The following is a 19,086-nucleotide window of genomic DNA, read 5'->3' on the forward strand; positions in this document are numbered from 1 at the left end:
GGGGTCACGTCGCGTTCCACCATCCCGGCGGCCGCATGCCGCCGACCGTGGGGTCCGGCGCGTCATAGCCGGTCTTCCGCAGCAGCCGCAACACCCGTTCACCAGCGCGTGTGGAATCTCCGATTCACGGGGCGCACCCGCCGCCACTCGTGCACATTCGGTCCATGAGTGGATACGAGGACGAGGTCCCCGCCTATCTGACGGTGCGGGTGACCTTGCAGGACGGTCCGATCGCGGCCTTCGCCGAGCAGGAGGCGTGGCAGGCCAGGGAGCGGTATCCCAAGCTGATGGGTCTGGGGGCGCCGGAGTTCTTCCACGCGAAGGAGCTGGAGGCGGGAGGCTGGGAGCTGTCCGGTTACGGGAACGGCACTCCGCAGCAGGCGCGGGACTCACTCGGCTCCTACTTCCGGCAGCGGGCCGCCGAGGCCGCCGAGGCCGCCGAGGCCGGGGAGGACAAGGCGCACCGGAGGTGGATGGCGGCGGCGCTGCGCATGGACCGGGAGGTCGTCGACGATCTGCGCGTCCAGGGCGAGAGACGACGGATCGTACGCGCCTCGCACTTCATCCGGGCCGGGGACAGCGGCCCGGAGCCGCCCCGCCCCTCCGACCCCGATCCGGGGGAGGTCGGTGAGTCGTACCGGCTGCCGTGCCGTACCAAGGGCTTCGTCGTGGACCCGTTCACCGGCACCGGCCTCTCCGACGGCATCCTCAAGCTGGACCTGGTCCGGTTCGCCGGAGCTCCGGCCGGGGGGCCTCCGGAGATGGCCGAGGACGCGCGGCGGGCCCTCGAGCGGTATCCGGGCGGGGTGCTGCTGCCGGCCGCGTACACGATCTCCGAGCGGGTGGACGGGCAGTGGCAGGCGCACAACCCGGGCTCGACGTACTCGACGCCGCAGGGCGCGCGCGACGGCCTGGCGACCTGGCTGCGCGTGATGGCGCCGTTCACGATGGAACTCGACGAGGCGGAGCGCGCGGAGTACGCGGGGGCGGCCGACCGGCTGGACGAGAAGCGCGGCAACGCGGCGAGCGTCGCGGGCCGCCGCTTCCGGGTGACACGGGTCGAGCGGCTGATCCGCATCGGCCCAGACGGGCCCGAGGGCCCGCGCCCCTCGGACTTCGATCCGGACCCGCCCGTCGAGGTCCAGACGGCGCAACTGAAGGCGGAAGGGCTGTGGAAGGAGGAGGACGAGCCGATCGAACTCGACGAGCGGACCTTGGAACTGAAGCGCTTATGGGACCAGGAGGAGGTCCGCCGCGCCGCGGCCAAGGAGCGCAGGAACCGTGACAAGGGCGTCTGACGTGCGCGGAGGGCCCCGGGCACAGGGCAGGGAGGGAGAAGCCCGGGGCCCGGTGTGCGGGCCGGACTGCCGACCGGTTCCGGTTCGGTGGTCTCGGTACGGCGGCCGGTTACGGTGCGGCGCCTTCCGGTGCGGCCGATGCCGGGACGGGGACGGCCGGTTCCGGTGCGGCTTCCGTTACGGCCGGTTCCGGCGCGGCCGTCAGTTCGCCGCGGTCCCCGGGGCGGACCCGTCGCCGTCCTCGGTGCCGATGACCGCGCCCGTGGCCTCCAGTGCGGCCGAGACCGGCTGGAAGAATGTCTCGCCGCCCTGGGTGCAGTCGCCGCTGCCGCCCGAGGTGAGGCCGACCGCGGCATCGCCGGAGAACATCGCGCCGCCGCTGTCGCCCGGCTCCGCGCAGATGTCCGTCTGGATCAGGCCGTTCACGATGTCGCCGTTGCCGTAGTTGACGGTGGCGTCGAGGCCGGTGACGGTGCCGGCGCTGCGGCCGGTGGTGCTGCCGGAGCGCTGCACCTCCATCCCCACGGCGGCGTCGGCGACCCGGGTGATCTCCTGGGTGCCGCCGTCCTGGAGGTCGACGCTGCTGGGAGCCGCGGCGTTCGGGTCGTCGTACGTCACGAGCGCGAAGTCGCTGCCCGGGAACTGCGACTCCCGCGTGGTGCCCAGCGGCTGGGCGCCGCCCTGGTCGCTGGTCCAGGCCCGGGCGATGTTGCCGCAGTGGCCCGCGGTCAGGAACGCCGGCGCCCCGTCGACGGTGACGTTGAACCCGAGCGAGCAGCGCGAACCGCCGCCGAAGATGGCGTCACCGCCGTTGGCGGCGCCGTCGGTGTCGAACGCCTTGAACTCGCCCCGGGAGCGCTGTACGGACACCAGCCCGCCCATCCGCTCGACGGCCCTGGTCAGGGTGCGCAGCCTGCTCCCGGTCACGGTTCTGTCGGCGATGACGCGCACCTTGTTGGTGCGCGGGTCGATGGACCAGGCGGTGCCGGGCAGCGCCGCCGAGTCGCCGAGGGTGCGGGTCGCGGCCCGCAGTTCGGCCATGCTGTTCTCGACGGTCCTGGCCTCGGCACCGGTGCCCCGGACCCGGCGGGCGGCGGCCTCGTCCAGCACATTGACCACCAGTCGGCCGCGCCGCGCGTCGTAGTACCAGCCCGCGGCCTTCGCGTCGAGGCCGGGCACGAGCGTGCCGGCGAGCCGCGTCGCGGAGCGGGCGGTGAACGTCCGGGCGGACGACGTCCCGTCCGGGCTCGCGTCGGCGTCGGCGTCCGGGCTCGCGTTGGCGTCGGGGAGCAGGATCACCGCTGCCAGGAGGGCGGTTCCGGAGGCTCCCACTATGAGACCCGTCCGCTTGTTCACATGTCGATGGCTCAACTCGCTGTCCTCCGGTCGGGGGAGCGCGGGGGAACCGCCGTCAAGGGCCTGTTCCACGCCCTTCGGCACCCCGTGCGCGCTGGTCATCCATTCGTACGGGGTGCGGGCCGCCCCGATTCGAGGCCACTCAAGCTGTGATGAATTCCGCCGCCGGGGCCTCCGGTCGGGTAAACTCGCTCGTTTTGCCCGTGACCGGAGCTGACGGAGAGTGAGGGGGAGGCGTTCCGCGAACGTCCATTCGACTCGCCGAATTGCCCCGAATGCGGGTGCTTCTGATAATTGTCGCCATGGACGACATATGGGTTCCACGAATCACCGGCTTCGGCGTGGCTCTCCCGTCGATATACCAGTCCCAGGCGGAGATCCCTGACTTCCTGCCGGACGACTATCCCAAGAAGGGCTTCCTCCAGAAGGTCGTTGCCCACTGCGGAATCGAGGGCCGCTATCTGGCGGTGGACCCGATCGCCGAGGACGTGCGGAACTGGTCCACCGGGGCGCGCATGAGCCGTCACCTGGACGAGGCGCTGCCGCTCAGCGAAGAGGCCGTCGCCACCGCACTCAAGCGGACGTCCCTCGACGCCGACGACATCGGGCTCCTGTGCCTCGTGTCGTCGACCGGCTACGTGACGCCCGGCGTCGACACCGGCATCGCCCGGGACTTCGGCATGGCGCCGGACACCAAGCGCGTCTCGGTGGGGCACATGGGCTGCTTCGCCGCGCTCCCCGCCCTGGAGGTCTGCGCGGACTTCGTGCGCCACAACGAGCGGCCCGCGTTGATGATCAACGTGGAACTCTCGTCCCTGCACCTGCAACCGCCGCCCTACGACAACCAGCAGGTCGTGGTGAGCTCGCTGTTCGCCGACGCGGCCGTGGCCACGGTCGTCCAGCACGAGCAGCGCCGCGGCGGCTGGGGCCTTGAGGTAGTGGACGTCACCACCCGCACCGACGCCGAGCACGAGGACTGCATGTCCTGGACGGTGACCGACAAGGGGTTCCGGATGGGACTGTCCCCGCAGGTCCCCGGCGTGGTCGGCACCCATCTGCCCGGCATGGTCCGGGAACTGCTCGGGCGCCGCGGGCTCGACGTCTCCGACGTGGGGTGGTGGGCGATCCACCCGGGCGGGCCCGCCATCATCGACGCCGCGGTGAACAGCCTGGAGCTCGACCCCGCCGCCGCCGACGTCTCCCGGAGGGTGCTCCACGACTACGGCAACTGCGCCTCCGCGGGCGTGCTGATGGTCATGGAGGCGCTGCAGAGCAGCACACCGCTGGAGACCGGGAAGCACGGCATCGCCGTGGCGTTCGGCCCCGGACTGACCATCTACGCCGCATTGGTGCGCGGCACGTGAGGCCGGCCATTTCGCGCTGCGTCAGGTTGCGCGACGACGGGCCACTGCTACGCTCAATTCGATGTGTCATCATCCGGAACGGTGGTGAGGCAGATGCATTCGACGACCCCGGGCGCGGAAATCCTGCGGCAACTGGGTTTCGCGGCGCACGACGACCACGGTCTGACCGCCTCGTTCGCGAAATTCGATGACGGCGCCGACTTCCGAATAGAAGTCCCGGCCGTGAACAGCTTGGCGACCTTTTCCGGAATTCTCCGCCGCGCCCGCCGCCAGGGCATCTTCGTCAACCGGGCAACCGAGACACTGGGCCTGTTCCGGCACACCCGCCGGGAACTGAGGGACTATCTCTCGCTCGCCCGAGACGAGGGCGTCGCGATGTACTTCTCCGCCGGGCCGCCGGCGGAGTACGACGCCGGCGCGACGCGCCCCACCCCGCGGACCGGCGGCTGCGCCGGCGACCGGCTGCGGGGCGTGGACCAGGTCCGCAACGCGCTCGACGACGTGCTGCGCGGCATCGACCTGGGGTGCCGCAACTTCGTGGTCCACGACGAGGGACTGCTGCACATCCTGTCACTCGCCCGGTCCCGCCGCCGGATCCCCGCCGAGGTGCGGTTCAAGGCGTCGGCGCGCCTGGGCTACGCCAACGCCGCCGGCGTGCGGCTGCTGGCCGGACTGGGCGCCGACAGCGTCACCCCCGTACGCGACCTGCCGCCGGCGGCCGTGGCGGCGATGCGGCAGGCGGTCGACGTCCCGTTGGACCTGCACACCGACAACCCTCCCGGCTCCGGCGGGTTCGTCCGCACCTACGAGATCCCCGACCTCGTCCGGGTCGCGCGGCCGGTGCACCTGATGCCGGGCGACGCGGCGCCGGCCGCCCACGGCGCGGTCACCGACACCGCGGACGGCGAGCGGATGGCCGACCAGACCGCCATCGTGGTGGAGACGCTGCAACGCCTCGCCCCGGAACTGCGCCAGAGCCCCGCGGGCACGGAGACGCCGCCGGCCGCCGGACCGCGAACGCCGGTCAACGGGGTGGGCGGGCGCCCCCTGACGGTCTCGCCGCTCACCGACCCGGACAAGGGCCTCGGTCCCATCAAGGACGGCGGCCTGCGCCCCGCCAAGGACAAGCCGTACGCCTGACCGCGCGATGTCGGAGATCTCCCATGTCCGGGCAGCACCCTGGGTACACGCTCCACCTGGCACGGCATGAGGACGACGTACGGGCCGCCCAACGGCTGCGCCACCTCGTGTTCGTCGAGGAGATGGGGGCACGGGCCGGCACCCCGCTGCCCGGCCACGACATCGACGACCTCGACGACCACTGCGACCACCTGCTCGCACGCGACGCGGCCACCGGAGCCGTCGGGGCCACCTGCCGGCTGCTGCCGCCCGGGGGCGCGGCGGCCGCCGGGCGCCTCGACTCCGAGGCGTACTTCGACCTGAGCGGACACGCGCGGCTCCACGGCGATCTGGTGGAGGTCGGCAGGGCCTGTCTCCACCCTGCTCACCGCGGCGGCGTCCTCGTCCCGTTGATGACCCTCGGCGTCGCCCGTTACGTCCTCCAGGCGGGGCACGCCTGGGTGGGCGGAATCGCCGCGGTGCCGATGGGGGACCGCGGCGAACTGGCCTCAGCCGTATGGCGGATGGTCGCGCCGGACCATCTGTCACCCGAGGAGTACCGGGTCAGCCCGCGGACGCCCGTGCTGACGGACGTCGCCGCACCGCTGGACCCGTCCCTGGTTCCGCCGCTGGTGCGCGGCGCCCTCTCGCTCGGCGCGTGGGTGTGCGGCGAACCCAGCTACATGCCCAGGCTCGGCACAGCCGTCCTGTACGTCCTGATGTCGATGCGCCTGGTCGACCCGGCGCTGCTACGGGAACTCCCCGAGTTCCCGGCTCGCTGAAAGGGGTTCGCCATGACGCCGCCTCCTGACCAGACCCCCATCGCCGTGGTGGGCGCCGCCTGCCGGCTGCCCGGCGGGATCACCACACTGGACGGACTGTGGTCGGCGCTCGTCGAGGGGCGGGACCTGGTCGGCGAGGTGCCGCCGGACCGGTTCGACCCGGCCCGCTGGCTCGACTCCGCTCCGTGGCGCCCGGGGAAGACCTACACCGTCGCCGGCGGGTTCCTCGACGACGTCCACGGCTTCGACGCCGGGTACTTCGGCATGTCGCCGCGCGAGGCCGGGCGCACCGATCCGCAGCAACGCCTCTTCCTGGAGATGGCGGTGGAGGCCCTGGACGACGCGGGGGTGGCGGCCGCCTCGCTCGCCGGTTCCGACACGGCGGTGTACGCGGGCGTCTCCAGCCCGGCCTTCGGAGTGATGCAGGGACTGCACGGGAGGTCGACCGACGCCTACACGATGACGGGCGGCGCCACGTCGAACGTCGCCAACCGGGTCTCGTACTTCCTGGACCTGCGCGGCCCCAGCCTCGCCGTGGACACCGCCTGCTCCTCCGCCCTGGTCGCCGTGCACCACGCCTGCGAGGCGCTGCGTACGGGGCGTTGCGCGACGGCGCTGGCGGGCGGGGTCCACGTACTGCTGAGCCCCTTCGAGTTCGTCGGGTTCGCCAAGGCGTCGATGCTCTCGCCCACCGGGCGCTGCCGCACGTTCGCCGCGGCGGCCGACGGCTACGTACGGGCCGAGGGCGGCGGTCTGGCCGTCCTCAAGCCGCTGCCCCGCGCGCTGGCGGACGGCGACCGCGTGCACGCGGTCATCCTCGGCAGCGCCGTCAACACCGACGGGCGCACACCGGGACTGGCGCAGCCCAGCCCGGCGGCCCAGGAGGCGCTGCTGCGCGAGGTGTACGAGGCGGTCGGCGTCGCGCCCGACGACGTCGCGTACCTGGAGATGCACGGCACCGGCACGCCGACCGGGGACCCCACGGAGTGCCGCGCCGTCGGACAGGCCCTCGGCGTCCGGCGGGCACCGGGCCGGGCGCTCCCGGTCGGGTCGGTCAAGAGCCAACTGGGCCACCTGGAACCGGCGTCCGGCATGGCGGGGATGTTCAAGGCCATGCTGGTCCTCAAGCACGGGCGAGTACCCGCGAACCTCCATGCCGTGCCCCTCAATCCGGGCATCGACTTCGACGGCCTGCGGCTCGCCCCCGCCACCGAGCCCCGCCCCCTGGAACGGCCCCCGAACGGACGGGCCGTGGCCGGCGTCAACTCCTTCGGCTTCGGCGGCGCGAACGCCCACGTCGTCCTCGCCCCGGGACCCGAGCGGCCCCGGGCCGCCACCTGCCCCGACCGCCCGGACCCTCCAGGGCCGCTGCCGGTCGTCGTGTCGGGCCGCAGCCCCGGCGCGGCCCTGACGGCGGCCCGCCGGATGGCCGAGCGGCTGGGCACCTGCGGGGAACGGGACTACTACGACCTGGCGTACACCGCCTGCCGCCGGCGCGGCCACCACGAGCACCGGGCCGCCGTGCTGGCCGACCACCCCGCCGAGGCCGCGGCCCTCCTGGACCGGCTGGCCTCCGGGGAGCAGCCGGTCGCGGGCGCGGAGGCGGCTGCCGCCGAGCACGGGAACGTCGCGCTGGCGTTCTGCGGCAACGGGTCGCAGTGGGCCGGGATGGGGGCGGACCTGCTGGCGGCCGATCCGGTCTTCCGGGCCGCCGTCTCCGACGCGGACGACGCGCTGCGCCCGCTCCTGGGCTGGTCGGTGCCGGCGGAGTTGACCGCGGCCGCCGCCGACCGGCGGCCGGACACCACCGACGTCGCCCAGCCGCTGCTGTTCGCCGTACAGGTGGGGGTGGTCGCGATGCTGCGGTCGCTCGGCGTCCGGCCGGCCGGGGTGGTCGGGCACAGCTCCGGTGAGATGGCGGCCGCGTGGGCCGCGGGCGTACTCGAACTGGACGCCGCGGCCCGGGTGGTGGTGGAGCGCTCCCGGGCCCAGGCGACGACGGCCGGCGACTGGGGCATGGCGGCGATCGGGGCCGACGAGGAGTCCGTCCGGGCGCTGCTGGCGCCGTACGCCGGGCGGCTGGAGATCGCCGGGGTCAACAGCGCCCAGGACGTGACCGTCAGCGGCGACCGGGCGGCCCTGGCCGAGCTGGGCCGGGACCTGCGGCGGCGCGGCGTCTACTGCCAGGACCTGGGCCTGGCGTACGCCTTCCACAGCCACGCCATGGACGGCCTGGAGGACGGCCTGCTGGCGGCGCTGGCGGACCTGGAGGCCCACCGGGCGCACACCCCCTACGCCTCGGCCACCACGGGCACCGTACTGACCGGCCCCGAGATGGACGCCGCGTACTGGTGGCGCAACCTGCGCCACCCGGTGCTGTTCGCACCCGCCGTCACCCGGCTGCGGGAACGCGGCTGCGACATCGTCGTCGAGGTCGGACCGCATCCGGTGCTCGGCGGCTACCTCCGGCGGCCCGTGCCGGGCCGGCCGCCGCCCGCCCCGCTCACCGTCGTGCCCACCCTCAGCCGGGACGTGCCCGGGCCGACCGCGGTGCGCGCCGCCGTCAGCCGCCTCCTGGCGGCGGGGGCCCGAGGCGGCACGGACGCCTTCTTCCCCCGGCCCGGCCGCGTCGTCGACCTGCCCGCCTACCCCTGGGAGCGCGAGCGCCACTGGAACGGCGACCCCGGAGTCTGGTTGCGCCGCTGCGGCGACGGCACCATCGACCACCCGCTGCTGGGCGAGCGCGCCGCCGTGGCCGAGCCCACCTGGCACGGCACGTTCGATCCGGCCCGTGTGCCCTGGCTGGCAGGCCACAAGATCGCCGAAGCCGTGCTCATGCCCGCCACGGGCTACGTGGACATGGCGCTGGCCGCCGGGCGCCGGGCATGGGACTCCGCCGTGGAGATCACGGACCTGACCATCCCCCACGCCCTCGTGCTGCCCTTCGACGACGACCGGCAGGTCCAGATCCAGACCACGCTGTCGGCGGACGACGGCCTGGCCCGGATCGCCAGCCGCGGCGAGGACACCGACGCCTGGCAGGACCACGCCCGGGGGCGGGCCAGAAGACTGCTCGACCCGCCGGCCGGCCCCCTCGACCTCGACCGCCTCGCGGCCGAGCTGACCGAGCGCCGCCCGGCGGCGGACCTCTACCACGGCCTCGAACGGGCCGGCGTCCGGTACGGGCCGGACTTCCTGGTACTGGACGAGGACCTCCTCATCGACGGCGACCAGGCTCTGACCCGCTACACCACCGAAGCCGAACTCGACGGCTACGAGGCGCACCCCGCCCTGCTGGACGGAGCCGTCCAGACCGGCCTCGTCCTGCTCGAGGACCTGGCCGTGCACGGGGTGCCGCACCTCCCCGCGTCCATCGACCGGGTCCGCGCGTGGCGGCCGCTGCCCGCCGCCGGCCACTTCCACGCCCGGCTGCGCGCCCGGTCCGGACGGGAGTCGCTGCTGGACCTGACCGTCGCCGACCCCGACGGCCAGGTCTGCCTGCTGCTGGAAGGGGTCCGGCTGCGGCGGGTCGACAAGCCCCGCACCAGCGGCGTGCTCCACCACGCCACCGTGCTGCGCGCCGCCTCCCGCCCGGGCCAGGACCTCGGCCCCAGCCCGGTGCCCGACCCCGCCGAACTCGTGCGCGCCTGCGGACCCGAACTGCGCGAGCTGCGCTCGGCCGCCCGCCGCGGCGACCGCGCCCACGCCTTCGACGCCGCACGGGAACTGGCGGCGCACTTCGGCGCGGCGGCCATCGCGGGCGCCCTACCCGACGCCGGAGCGGGGCCCTTCACCGTGCCGGACCTGATCGGCGCGGGCGTGCCGCAGCCGTACACCAAGCTGCTCGGCGTGCTGCTGGAGACGGCCGGGGCCCACGGGCTCGTCGCATCGGACGGCTCCGGCGGCTCCGGCGGCTCCGGCGGCTCGGACGGCCCCGGGGGCGCCCGGCGGTGGCGGATCGTACGGACCCCGGCGCCGCGCGAGCGGTTCCGCGACCTCACCGAGCGGTGCCCGGGCCTCGCCGTCGAACTCACCTTGCTCGGCACGTGCGGGACGCGGCTGCCCGAGGTGCTGAGCGGCCGCCGCGCCCCGGAGGACGTCCTGCCCACCGAGACCAACCGGCACCTGCTGGAGGAGCTGTACAGCGGGGGCGGCATGCCCTGGTTCGGCGCCCGGGCGGCCCGCGCGGTGCTGGCGGCCCTCGTCCGCACCTGGCCCGCCGACCGGCCCCTGCGCGTACTGGAGATCGGCGCGGGAAGCGGCGGCACCACCGCGCAACTGCTGCCCGTCCTGCCGCCCGAACGCACCGAGTACGCGTACACCGACGTCTCCGACAGCGTCTTCCCCCGGGCCCGACGCCGCTTCCCCGCCCACGACTTCGTGACCTACCGGACGCTGGACCTGGACCAGGACCCCGTGGAACAGGGGCTGCCGGAGGCCGGGTTCGACGTCGTGGCGGCCGGCCACGCGCTGCACACCGCCGACGACCTGCGCCGCTCGCTCGACCACATCGGCCGGCTCCTCGCGGACGGCGGTCTCCTCCTCGCCACGGAACCGCACGACCCGGCCGCGTCGGCACTGCTGTCCGGCCTGCTCCCCGGCTTCTGGCGGCAGCAGGACCCCGACCTGCGCCCCGACGGGCCGCTGCTGTCGGCCGACGCGTGGACAGCGGTCCTGACGCACGCCGGATACGGGGACGCGACGGCGGTGGGGCAGGGCGAACGCGGCTCGGACGCGGGGGAGTCCTCCGTACTCCTGGCCCGGCGGCCGCACCGGGCCCGGCCCGCCCGGCCGCCCGGGACCGCAGCTTCCACCGGTCCTGCCGAATTGGCCGGTCCTGCCGAGTTCGCCGGTCCCGCCGGGTCCGCCGAGTCCGCGGAGGCGACACGTACCTGGATCGTCGCCGCCGAGCGCTCACCCGACCCGCTCGCGGACGCGCTCGCCCGGCAGCTGCCCACGCGGGACGACGGCCCGGGTGAGTGCCGGGCCCCGCTCAGCGCCGAACCCGCCGACTGGGCCGCCCTGTTGGACCAGCGGCCCGGGGACGTCCGAATCGTCGTACTCCTCGGAGCGGACACCGGCGCCGGGCCCCGTCCGGGGCCGGACACCGACCGTACTCCGGAGCTGGACATGCGGCGTACGGTGCGCCGCCTCGCGGCGCTGCGCGCCCTGGCCGCGTCCGCCGGGGACCGCGACGACGTCGCCCTGTGGCTGGTCACACCCCCGACCGGGGTGCTGCCCGCCCCCGAACGCCCCCTGGACCCCGAGGCCGCGACCGTGTGGGGCGTGGGACGCTGCCTCGGCACCGAGTATCCGCACCTGACCGTCCGGCGGATCGCGCTGGAACGCGGGGACCGACCCGAGGCGGACGCCGCCCGGCTGGCCGCGGAGCTGGCCGACCCCACCGAAGAGGACGAGATCCTCCTCGCCCGCTCCGGCCGCTTCGTGCCCCGCGTCCACGCGCATCCCTCCCTCACCACCGCCGAACCGGCGCCGGAGGGGGCTTCCTTCGCGCTGCGGATGCGCGACCCCGGCCGCGCCTACCGTTTGGCGTGGGCGCCCGCCGCGATCCCCCGCCCGGGGCCGGACGAGGTGCTCATCTCCGTACGCGCGGCAGCGCTCAACTACCGCGACGTCTTGCAGGCCCTCGGCCTGATCCCGCTCATCGCGCCGAAGACCGGCGGCCCGACCGGCGAGGACGCCACTGCGGGGGAGGAGCCCACCGCGGGCGGAGGCGGCTCGGTGGGCGACGACGGCGCCCTCGGCCTGGAGTGCGCCGGTGTGGTCACCGGCGTCGGCTCCCGCGTCACCCGGTTCGCCGTGGGCGACCGGGTCTTCGGCTTCGGCTCCGACACGCTGCGCTCCCACGCCACCATCCAGGAGGTCCTCGCCGGCCACATCCCCGACGGCATGGACTTCTCCCGGGCCACGACGCTGCCCGCCGTCTACCTCACCGTCCACCACAGCCTGCGCCGCCTCGCCCGGCTCGCACCCGGCGAGACGGTCCTGGTGCACGGCGCCGCGGGCGGAGTGGGCCTGGCCGCCCTCCAGTACGCGGCGCACGCGGGCGCCCACGTCATCGCGACCGCCGGCACCCCCGCCAAACGCGACCTGCTGCGGCTGCTCGGCGTCCGGCACGTACTGGACTCGCGCTCGCTGGACTTCGCCCACCAGGTGAAGGACCTCACGGACGGCCAGGGGGTCGACGTCGTCCTCAACTCGCTCGCGGGCGAGGCCATCAGCCGGGGCCTGGAGTCGCTGCGCAGCGGCGGCCGCTTCATCGAGCTGGGCAAACGCGACCTCTACGGCAACAGCCGACTGCTGCTGCGCCCCTTCCTCAACAACCTGACGCTGTCGGCGGTGGGCGACATCAACGAACTGCTCACCCATCACCCGGAGATCGCGAGCGCGGAGGGGCCCGAGTTCGCCGAGCGGATACGGGACGGCGTCTACGGGCCCATCCTGCACCACGTCTATCCCGCCGACCGGATCACCGACGCGTTCCAGGCGCTGCAGCACTCACGCCACATCGGCAAGGTCGTCATCTCCCTGGACCCGCCGCCGCACCTGGAGGACCGCCCCGCGCCGCTCGCCCTGGATCCTCAGGCGACGTACCTCGTCACCGGCGGGCTCGGCGGCTTCGGCGCCGCCACCGCCCACTGGCTCACCCGGCAGGGGGCGCGCCGGCTGGCCCTGGTCGGCAGGCGCGGCGCGGACGCCCCCGAGGCGCCCGGCCTCCTCGACGCGCTGCGCCGGGAAGGCGTACACGTCACCACCCACGCCGCGGACGCCTCCGACAGCACGGCCATGCGGGCCGTGCTGGACGCCGTCGACACCCGCGAACATCCGCTGCGGGGCGTGGTCCACGCGGCCGCCGTGTTCGACGACGCGCCGCTGGCGGAGCTCACCGACGAACGCCTCCGGAGCGTGCTGGCGCCCAAGGCGGCGGGCGCGGCCGTGCTGGACGAACTGACCCGTGACCGCGACCTGGCGCTGTTCCTGCTGTACTCCTCGGTCACCGGGCTGGTCGGGAACCGCCACCAGAGCAACTACGTGGCGGCCAACGTGTTCCTGGAGGCCCTGGCGCGGGCGCGCCGCCAGGCAGGACGGCCGGCGCTGGCCGTCGGCTGGGGGCCGGTGGCCGACGTCGGCCACGTCGTACGCAGCGACCTGGGCGACTATCTGCGGAGCCTCGGCCTGCCCCCGGTGCCCCCGGCCGAACTCCTGCGGCCGCTCGGCTCCCTGCTGGCCCGCGGCGACGACGTGGCGGTCCTGGCGGAGCTCGACTGGAGCCGGGCCCGGCGCCTGGCCCCGGCCGTCTCGGCCGCCCGCTTCGCCGCGGTCCTGCCCGAGGGCCACGGCGACGTCCGGGCCGATGACGCACTGGCCCGGCAACTGGCCGCCGCCACACCCGAGTCCGCCCTCGTCCTGCTCACCGACCTCCTCACCCAGGTACTCGCGGGCATTCTGCAGACGACGGCCGACCGGCTGCCGCCCGACCGGCCCCTGGCCCAGCTCGGCCTCGACTCCCTCATGGGCGCGGAACTGATGAACTCCGTCCAGCAGCGGCTCGGTTGCGACCTGCCCATGCTGGAGATCGTCAACGCCACCTCGATCGGCGACCTCGCCCGACGCTGCCTGCACCGGCTGAACCGGCGCCCGGAGCCGCGGTAGCCGCGACGGGAACCGCGGACGCCCGCAGGCGCGAACCACCGCGTTTCGGCCATGTCACCGACGGGCTCCTGACAGTGTGACGCTTCCGTGGCACTCTGCCCCCACGCAAGCCCGATCCGCACCGCTCATCTGCCAGGACCGCACCCACGGCGGTCCGGCCCCCCACACTGCCCGCGCGACGACTCGCGCGGCCTGGGCAGAAGGAGTACGCGTGAGACGTCCCCGCCGTACCGCCACCGGCATCCTGCTGGCCGCAGGTGCCCTGCTCGCCACCGGACTTCAGACCGCCACCGCCGCCCCCGCTCCGTCCCCCGAGCCCGCCGCCGTGCACACCGCCGCGGACTCCGCGAGCGCGCAGCAGAAGGTCAGGGACTTCTGGACGCCCGAGCGGATGCGGAGCGCCACCCCGCTCGACCGGCTCACCATCGCCCCCGGCCACCTCTCCGCCCCGAAGCGCGGCGGGAGCACGACCACGGTCGCGCCCACCGCTCCCTCCCCGCAGACCAGGTCCTTCCCGCAGGCCGGTGGGCCGTGGACCGGGGGCGGCGCGGTCGTCAAGACCTCCGGCCGGGTGTTCTTCACCATGCAGGGCCGCACGGCCTCCTGCTCGGGCAACGCGGTGACCAGCACCAACGGCAGCACCGTGATCACCGCCGGGCACTGCGTCAAGTACCAGGGCAACTGGCATACCAACTGGGCGTTCGTGCCCGGCTACAACGACGGACAGACCCCCTACGGCACCTGGACGGCGACCAAGACGCTGTCCACCCCGCAGTGGACGGCCAGTGAGGACATGAACTTCGACGTCGGCGCCGCCGTCGTCGGCCCCCTCGACGGCAGGAAGCTCACCGAGGCCGTCGGCGCCCAGGGCCTCCAGTTCAACGGCGGCTACAACAAGGCCATGTACGCCTTCGGGTTCCCCGCCGCGTCCCCGTACGACGGCAAGAAGCTCATCTATTGCAGCGGCAACACGTCCAAGGACTTCCTGCTCACCAAGGACCACGGACTGGCCTGCAACATGACGCCCGGTTCCAGCGGAGGCCCGTGGTTCGCCTCGTTCGACGAGGCCAAGGGCACCGGCCTCCAGTCCTCGGTGAACAGCTTCGGCTACCGCTTCCTTCCGAACACGATGTTCGGCCCGTACTTCGGCGACGAGATCAAGAGCCTCTACGAACAGGCGCAAGCGACCTGAGGGTCCGACGGCCCATGAGGAGGCTCATGCGGACATCCATGAGGACGTCCATGCGGAGGCTCATGAGGAGCTGCCCTTGCCCTCCTCGCCCTTGTCCTCCTCGTCGATGACCTCGGCGTCCACGACGTCCTCGTCTCCCGGGCCCTGCGGGGCGCCCGCGCCGGCGGGCCGCTCCTCCTGGGCCTGGGAGTACAGGGCCGTGCCGACCTTCTGCGCCGCCGCGGCCGCCGCTTCCATCGCGGTACGGATCGCGGCGGTGTCCTCGCTCTTGAGCTTCTCCTTCAGCTCTCCGACGGCGGCCTCGACCTCGGACTTCACGTCGCCGGGGATCTTGTCCCCGCTGTCGCGCAGCAGCTTTTCCGTCTGGTACACGAACTGCTCGGCCTGGTTGCGGGTCTCGGCGGCCTCGCGGCGGCGGTGGTCCTCCTCCGCGTACTGCTCGGCCTCGCGCATCATGCGGTCGATGTCGTCCCTCGGCAGCGCGGAGCCACCGGTGACGGTCATCTTCTGCTCCTTGCCCGTGCCGAGGTCCTTCGCGGTCACGTGCATGATGCCGTTGGCGTCGATGTCGAAGGCGACCTCGATCTGCGGGACGCCGCGCGGCGCCGGCGGGAGGCCCGTCAGCTCGAACATGCCGAGCTTCTTGTTGTACGCGGCGATCTCACGCTCGCCCTGGTAGACCTGGATCTGCACCGACGGCTGGTTGTCCTCGGCCGTGGTGAAGATCTCCGCACGCCTGACCGGGATCGTGGTGTTGCGCTCGATCAGCTTGGTCATGATGCCGCCCTTGGTCTCGATGCCGAGCGACAGCGGGGTGACGTCGAGCAGCAGGACGTCCTTGACCTCGCCCCTGAGGACACCGGCCTGGAGCGAGGCGCCGATGGCGACGACCTCGTCCGGGTTCACACCCTTGTGCGGATCCTTTCCGGTGAGCTCCTTGACCAGGGAGGTCACCGCGGGCATCCGGGTCGAGCCGCCGACCAGGATCACGTGGTCGACATCGGCCACCGTGATCTTCGCGTCCTTGACCGCGGCGTGGAACGGGCCCTTGCACCGCTCCAGCAGATCGGCCGTGAGCTGCTCGAACTGGGCGCGGTTGAGCTTCTCGTCCAGATGCAGCGGACCCTCGGCCGAGGCGGTGATGTACGGCAGGTTGATCGAGGTCTCGGTGGCCGCGGACAACTCGATCTTCGCCCGCTCCGCCGCCTCACGCAGCCGCTGGACGGCCATCTTGTCCTTGGACAGGTCCACGCCGTACGCGTTCTTGAACTGCTTGACCAGGTGGTCGACGATGCGCTGGTCCCAGTCGTCGCCCCCCAGGTGCGTGTCGCCGTGGGTCGCCTTGACCTCGACCACGCCCTCGCCGATCTCCAGCAGCGACACGTCGAACGTGCCGCCGCCCAGGTCGAAGACCAGGACCGTCTGCTCCTGCTCCTTGTCCAGGCCGTACGCCAGGGCGGCGGACGTCGGCTCGTTGATGATCCGCAGGACGTTCAGCCCCGCGATCTCGCCGGCCTCCTTGGTGGCGGTGCGCTGCGCGTCGTTGAAGTACGCGGGCACCGTGACGACGGCGTCGGTCACGTTCTCACCGAGGTAGTGCTCCGCGTCGCGCTTGAGCTTCTGGAGGACCCGCGCGGAGATCTCCTGCGCGGTGAACCGCTTGCCGTCCACGCTGCCGGACTCCGGGAACCGCCACTGCGCGTCCCCCATGTGGCGCTTCACCGACCTCGCGGTGCGCTCCACGTTGGTGACGGCCTGGCGCTTGGCGATCTCGCCGACGAGCACCTCGTTGGTCTTGGCGAAGGCCACCACCGACGGTGTGGTGCGCTGACCCTCCGCATTCGCGATCACGGTGGGCTCGCCGGCCTCCAGGACCGACACCACCGAGTTAGTCGTGCCGAGGTCAATACCGACTGAGCGGGACATGTCGGCCCTCCTCCCGGGCTACATGGCGCACCTAAAATCTTCGCACACAGGTGTCAATCTGTGCATTCCGGTCACTTCACCGATCCTGCCATGACGCCTTGGACGAAATGCCGCTGGAAGGCGAAGAACACGATCAGCGGTACGACGAGGGAGAGGAAGGCGCCGGGCGCCAGCACCCCGATGTTGCTCCCGAACTGCCGCATCTCCGACTGGAGGGCCACGGTCAGCGGCTGCGACTCGCTGTCGGCGAAGATCAGCGCCACCAGCATGTCGTTCCACACCCACAGGAACTGGAAGATGGCCAGGCTGGCGATGGCGGGCCGGCCCAGCGGCAGCACCAGCCGGGAGAAGATCCGCCACTCCCCGCCGCCGTCCATCCGGGCGGCCTCCAGCATCTCCTTGGGGATCTCCGCGAAGTAGTTGCGCAGCAGGAAGATGGCGAACGGCAGGCCGTAGGCGACGTGGAAGAGCACCACGCCGGGGATGGAGCCGAAGAGCCCCAGCGCCCCGAACATCTTGGCCACCGGCAGCAGGCCGATCTGGATGGGCACCACCAGCATCGCGACCACGAGCAGGAAGATCCAGTCCCGGCCGGGGAACTCCAGCCAGGCGAAGGCGTATCCGGCCAGCGCGGCGATCACCACGACCAGGACGGTCGTGGGCACCGAGATCAGCAGGGTGTTCCAGAACGCCTGCGTGATGCCGGAGTTCTCCAGCAGCGCGGTGTAGTTGTCGACCGAGAGCTTGCCGGGCGAGGTGAGCGCGCTCCACCAGCCGCTGGTCGCGTTCTCCTCCTCCGTGCGCAGCGAGGAGAAGAAGAGTCCGGCGACGGGGGTGACCCAGATCAGCCCGATGACCAGCAGGAAGATCTGGATCAGGCCGCCGCTGAGCCACTTCGTCAGCCGGGCGGCCGGGCGCCTGCGGGGCCCGGATGCGCCGGGCGTGGTCGTCGTCATGACTGGCTCCTGCGGAAGCGTCGGATGTTGAGGGCCATGGCGGGGACCACCAGGAGCAGCAGCAGGACGCCGAGCGCGCTGCCGAGTCCCTGGTTGTTGCCGCCGCCGAAGGAGACCAGCCACATCTGCATGGCCAGGACGTTGGCGTCCTGCTGCACCGGGCCCGGGGCGATGATGTAGACGAGGTCGAAGACCTTCATCACGTTGATCACCATGGTCACGAAGACCACGCCGAGTACGGGCCCCAGCAGCGGGACGGTGATCTTGCGGAAGATCTGCCACTCGTTGGCGCCGTCCATCCGGGCGGCCTCCAGGACGTCACGCGGCATGGCGGAGAGCCCGGCGCCGATGAGGACCATGGCGAAGCCGGTCCAGATCCACATGTACGCGCCGATGATGGCCGGGGTGACCAGGGCGGGCCCGAGCCAGGAGATCCCCTCGTAGGGCGGGGCGAAGTTCTTGGCGGGCAGCTGGACGGTGTACGCGCCCGGCTCCAGGCCGGCGAACCGGTACCCGCCGTCCGGCCCTGTCGTGGCCTTCCCCACGACCTCCCCCTGCGCGTCGACCGCCTCCACGGCCATCTTCGGCATGCCGCGCTCGGTGGGATCCACCCGGCCCGGCTTGCCACCGCCGCCGAGGGTGAAGTCGAGGTAGACCGTGCCGCGCAGTTCCCCGGCGGCGGCCGGGGTGGTCGCGGCCTTCGCGGCCGGCTTCGCCTCCGCGGGCAGCTCCTTGGCCGGGACGCCGACCAGCCCGAGGTTGACCGTCTGCCCCGGCCCGGTCAGCCGGGTCGCGTGCGCCGTGCGGTACGAGCCGTCGTCCCGCTTCTCCAGCAGCTTGTCGCCGAAGCGGGCCTTGGCGGTGGGGTAGGCGGAGGGCTCCTCGAAGCTGTCGTGGATGCCGACCGCCACCGCGTTGAGCACCCCGCGGTCCGGATCCTGCTCGTACGCGAGCCGGAAGATGATCCCGGCGGCGAGGAAGGAGATCGCCATCGGCATGAACATCAGCAGCTTGAAGGCGGTCTTCCAGCGCACCTTCTCGGTCAGCACGGCGAGGATCAGGCCGAGCCCGGTGAGCAGCGCCGGGGCGAACACCACCCAGACCGCGCTGTTGCGGATGGCCTTGAGCGTCGCCGGGTCATGGAAGATCTCGGCGTAGTTGTCGGTGCCGACGAAGTTCTCGCCCGAGGCGTCGAAGAGGCTGCGGCCGACCGAGAACAGGATCGGGTACGCGACCAGGGCGCCGAGCAGCAGCAGCGCGGGCAGCAGGAACAGCGCGGCGATGAGCCTGCGCCGTCGGGCGGCGCGCCGCCTGGGGTCGGGGGCGGGCGGCGGGCCGGGGTGGCGGCCGGCGCGCGAGGGTCCGGGCGGGGTGCCGCCCGCTTTCGCGGGCGGCACCTGAGGGGTGGTCACAGACATC

10 protein-coding genes are annotated in these 19,086 nt (G+C 73.1%); 6 read left to right on the forward strand and 4 right to left on the reverse strand.

The genetic code is table 11. The features are described from left to right. Positions 1-164: 164 nt before the first annotated feature. On the forward strand, positions 165-1,298 hold the full coding sequence (locus ACQUSR_RS30240; RefSeq protein ID WP_431045988.1) for a DUF5954 family protein: 1,134 nt from the start codon (positions 165-167) through the stop codon (positions 1,296-1,298). Positions 1,299-1,499: 201 nt separating this feature from the next. Here the strand turns inward: ACQUSR_RS30240 and ACQUSR_RS30245 are convergent, their stop codons facing one another. After that, complete coding sequence (locus ACQUSR_RS30245; RefSeq protein ID WP_431045990.1) at positions 1,500-2,756, reverse strand: S1 family peptidase; 1,257 nt, start codon at positions 2,754-2,756, stop codon at positions 1,500-1,502. Between the two features lie 200 nt (positions 2,757-2,956). On the opposite strand from ACQUSR_RS30245, the gene ACQUSR_RS30250 reads away from it, so the two are divergent. From ACQUSR_RS30250 to ACQUSR_RS30270, 5 genes are all read left to right on the forward strand, one after another. Further along, positions 2,957-4,018, forward strand: coding sequence for a type III polyketide synthase (locus ACQUSR_RS30250; protein ID WP_431045992.1), 1,062 nt, complete (start codon positions 2,957-2,959; stop codon positions 4,016-4,018). Between the two features lie 93 nt (positions 4,019-4,111). Continuing rightward, complete coding sequence (locus tag ACQUSR_RS30255) at positions 4,112-5,158, forward strand: peptidase (RefSeq protein ID WP_431045994.1); 1,047 nt, start codon at positions 4,112-4,114, stop codon at positions 5,156-5,158. A 23-nt stretch (positions 5,159-5,181) separates the two neighbouring features. Next, a complete protein-coding gene (locus tag ACQUSR_RS30260) occupies positions 5,182-5,919 on the forward strand; it encodes a GNAT family N-acetyltransferase (RefSeq protein WP_431045996.1) in 738 nt (245 codons plus the stop codon). A 12-nt stretch (positions 5,920-5,931) separates the two neighbouring features. Continuing rightward, positions 5,932-13,593, forward strand: coding sequence for an SDR family NAD(P)-dependent oxidoreductase (locus ACQUSR_RS30265; protein WP_431045998.1), 7,662 nt, complete (start codon positions 5,932-5,934; stop codon positions 13,591-13,593). Positions 13,594-13,804: 211 nt separating this feature from the next. Further along, positions 13,805-14,785, forward strand: a complete 981-nt coding sequence (locus tag ACQUSR_RS30270; protein WP_431046000.1) for a trypsin-like serine peptidase — start codon at positions 13,805-13,807, stop codon at positions 14,783-14,785. 60 nt (positions 14,786-14,845) lie between these two features. Here ACQUSR_RS30270 and dnaK read toward each other — a convergent pair whose 3' ends face one another. The 3 genes from dnaK to ACQUSR_RS30285 form a co-directional block, all read right to left on the reverse strand. Beyond that, complete coding sequence (gene dnaK, locus ACQUSR_RS30275; protein ID WP_431046002.1) at positions 14,846-16,711, reverse strand: molecular chaperone DnaK; 1,866 nt, start codon at positions 16,709-16,711, stop codon at positions 14,846-14,848. Between the two features lie 71 nt (positions 16,712-16,782). Then, a complete protein-coding gene (locus tag ACQUSR_RS30280) occupies positions 16,783-17,667 on the reverse strand; it encodes a carbohydrate ABC transporter permease (protein ID WP_431046004.1) in 885 nt (294 codons plus the stop codon). After that, positions 17,664-19,085 (reverse strand): ABC transporter permease subunit, encoded by a 1,422-nt coding sequence (locus ACQUSR_RS30285; protein WP_431046005.1) that lies wholly within the window; start codon positions 19,083-19,085, stop codon positions 17,664-17,666. The genes ACQUSR_RS30280 and ACQUSR_RS30285 overlap by 4 nt, the downstream gene beginning before the upstream one ends. Position 19,086: the final 1 nt, after the last annotated feature.

The organism is Streptomyces sp. P1-3 (assembly GCF_050613155.1).
Lineage (GTDB): Bacteria > Actinomycetota > Actinomycetes > Streptomycetales > Streptomycetaceae > Streptomyces.

Bases quoted from the DNA above. Each gene is read 5' to 3' on its own strand.
- ACQUSR_RS30280 (WP_431046004.1), bottom strand. From the start codon at position 17,667: ATGACGACGACCACGCCCGGCGCATCCGGGCCCCGCAGGCGCCCGGCC.
- ACQUSR_RS30240 (WP_431045988.1), top strand. From the start codon at position 165: ATGAGTGGATACGAGGACGAGGTCCCCGCCTATCTGACGGTGCGGGTG.
- ACQUSR_RS30260 (WP_431045996.1), top strand. From the start codon at position 5,182: ATGTCCGGGCAGCACCCTGGGTACACGCTCCACCTGGCACGGCATGAG.
- ACQUSR_RS30265 (WP_431045998.1), top strand. From the start codon at position 5,932: ATGACGCCGCCTCCTGACCAGACCCCCATCGCCGTGGTGGGCGCCGCC.
- dnaK (WP_431046002.1), bottom strand. From the start codon at position 16,711: ATGTCCCGCTCAGTCGGTATTGACCTCGGCACGACTAACTCGGTGGTG.
- ACQUSR_RS30250 (WP_431045992.1), top strand. From the start codon at position 2,957: ATGGACGACATATGGGTTCCACGAATCACCGGCTTCGGCGTGGCTCTC.
- ACQUSR_RS30285 (WP_431046005.1), bottom strand. From the start codon at position 19,085: ATGTCTGTGACCACCCCTCAGGTGCCGCCCGCGAAAGCGGGCGGCACC.
- ACQUSR_RS30245 (WP_431045990.1), bottom strand. From the start codon at position 2,756: ATGACCAGCGCGCACGGGGTGCCGAAGGGCGTGGAACAGGCCCTTGAC.
- ACQUSR_RS30255 (WP_431045994.1), top strand. From the start codon at position 4,112: ATGCATTCGACGACCCCGGGCGCGGAAATCCTGCGGCAACTGGGTTTC.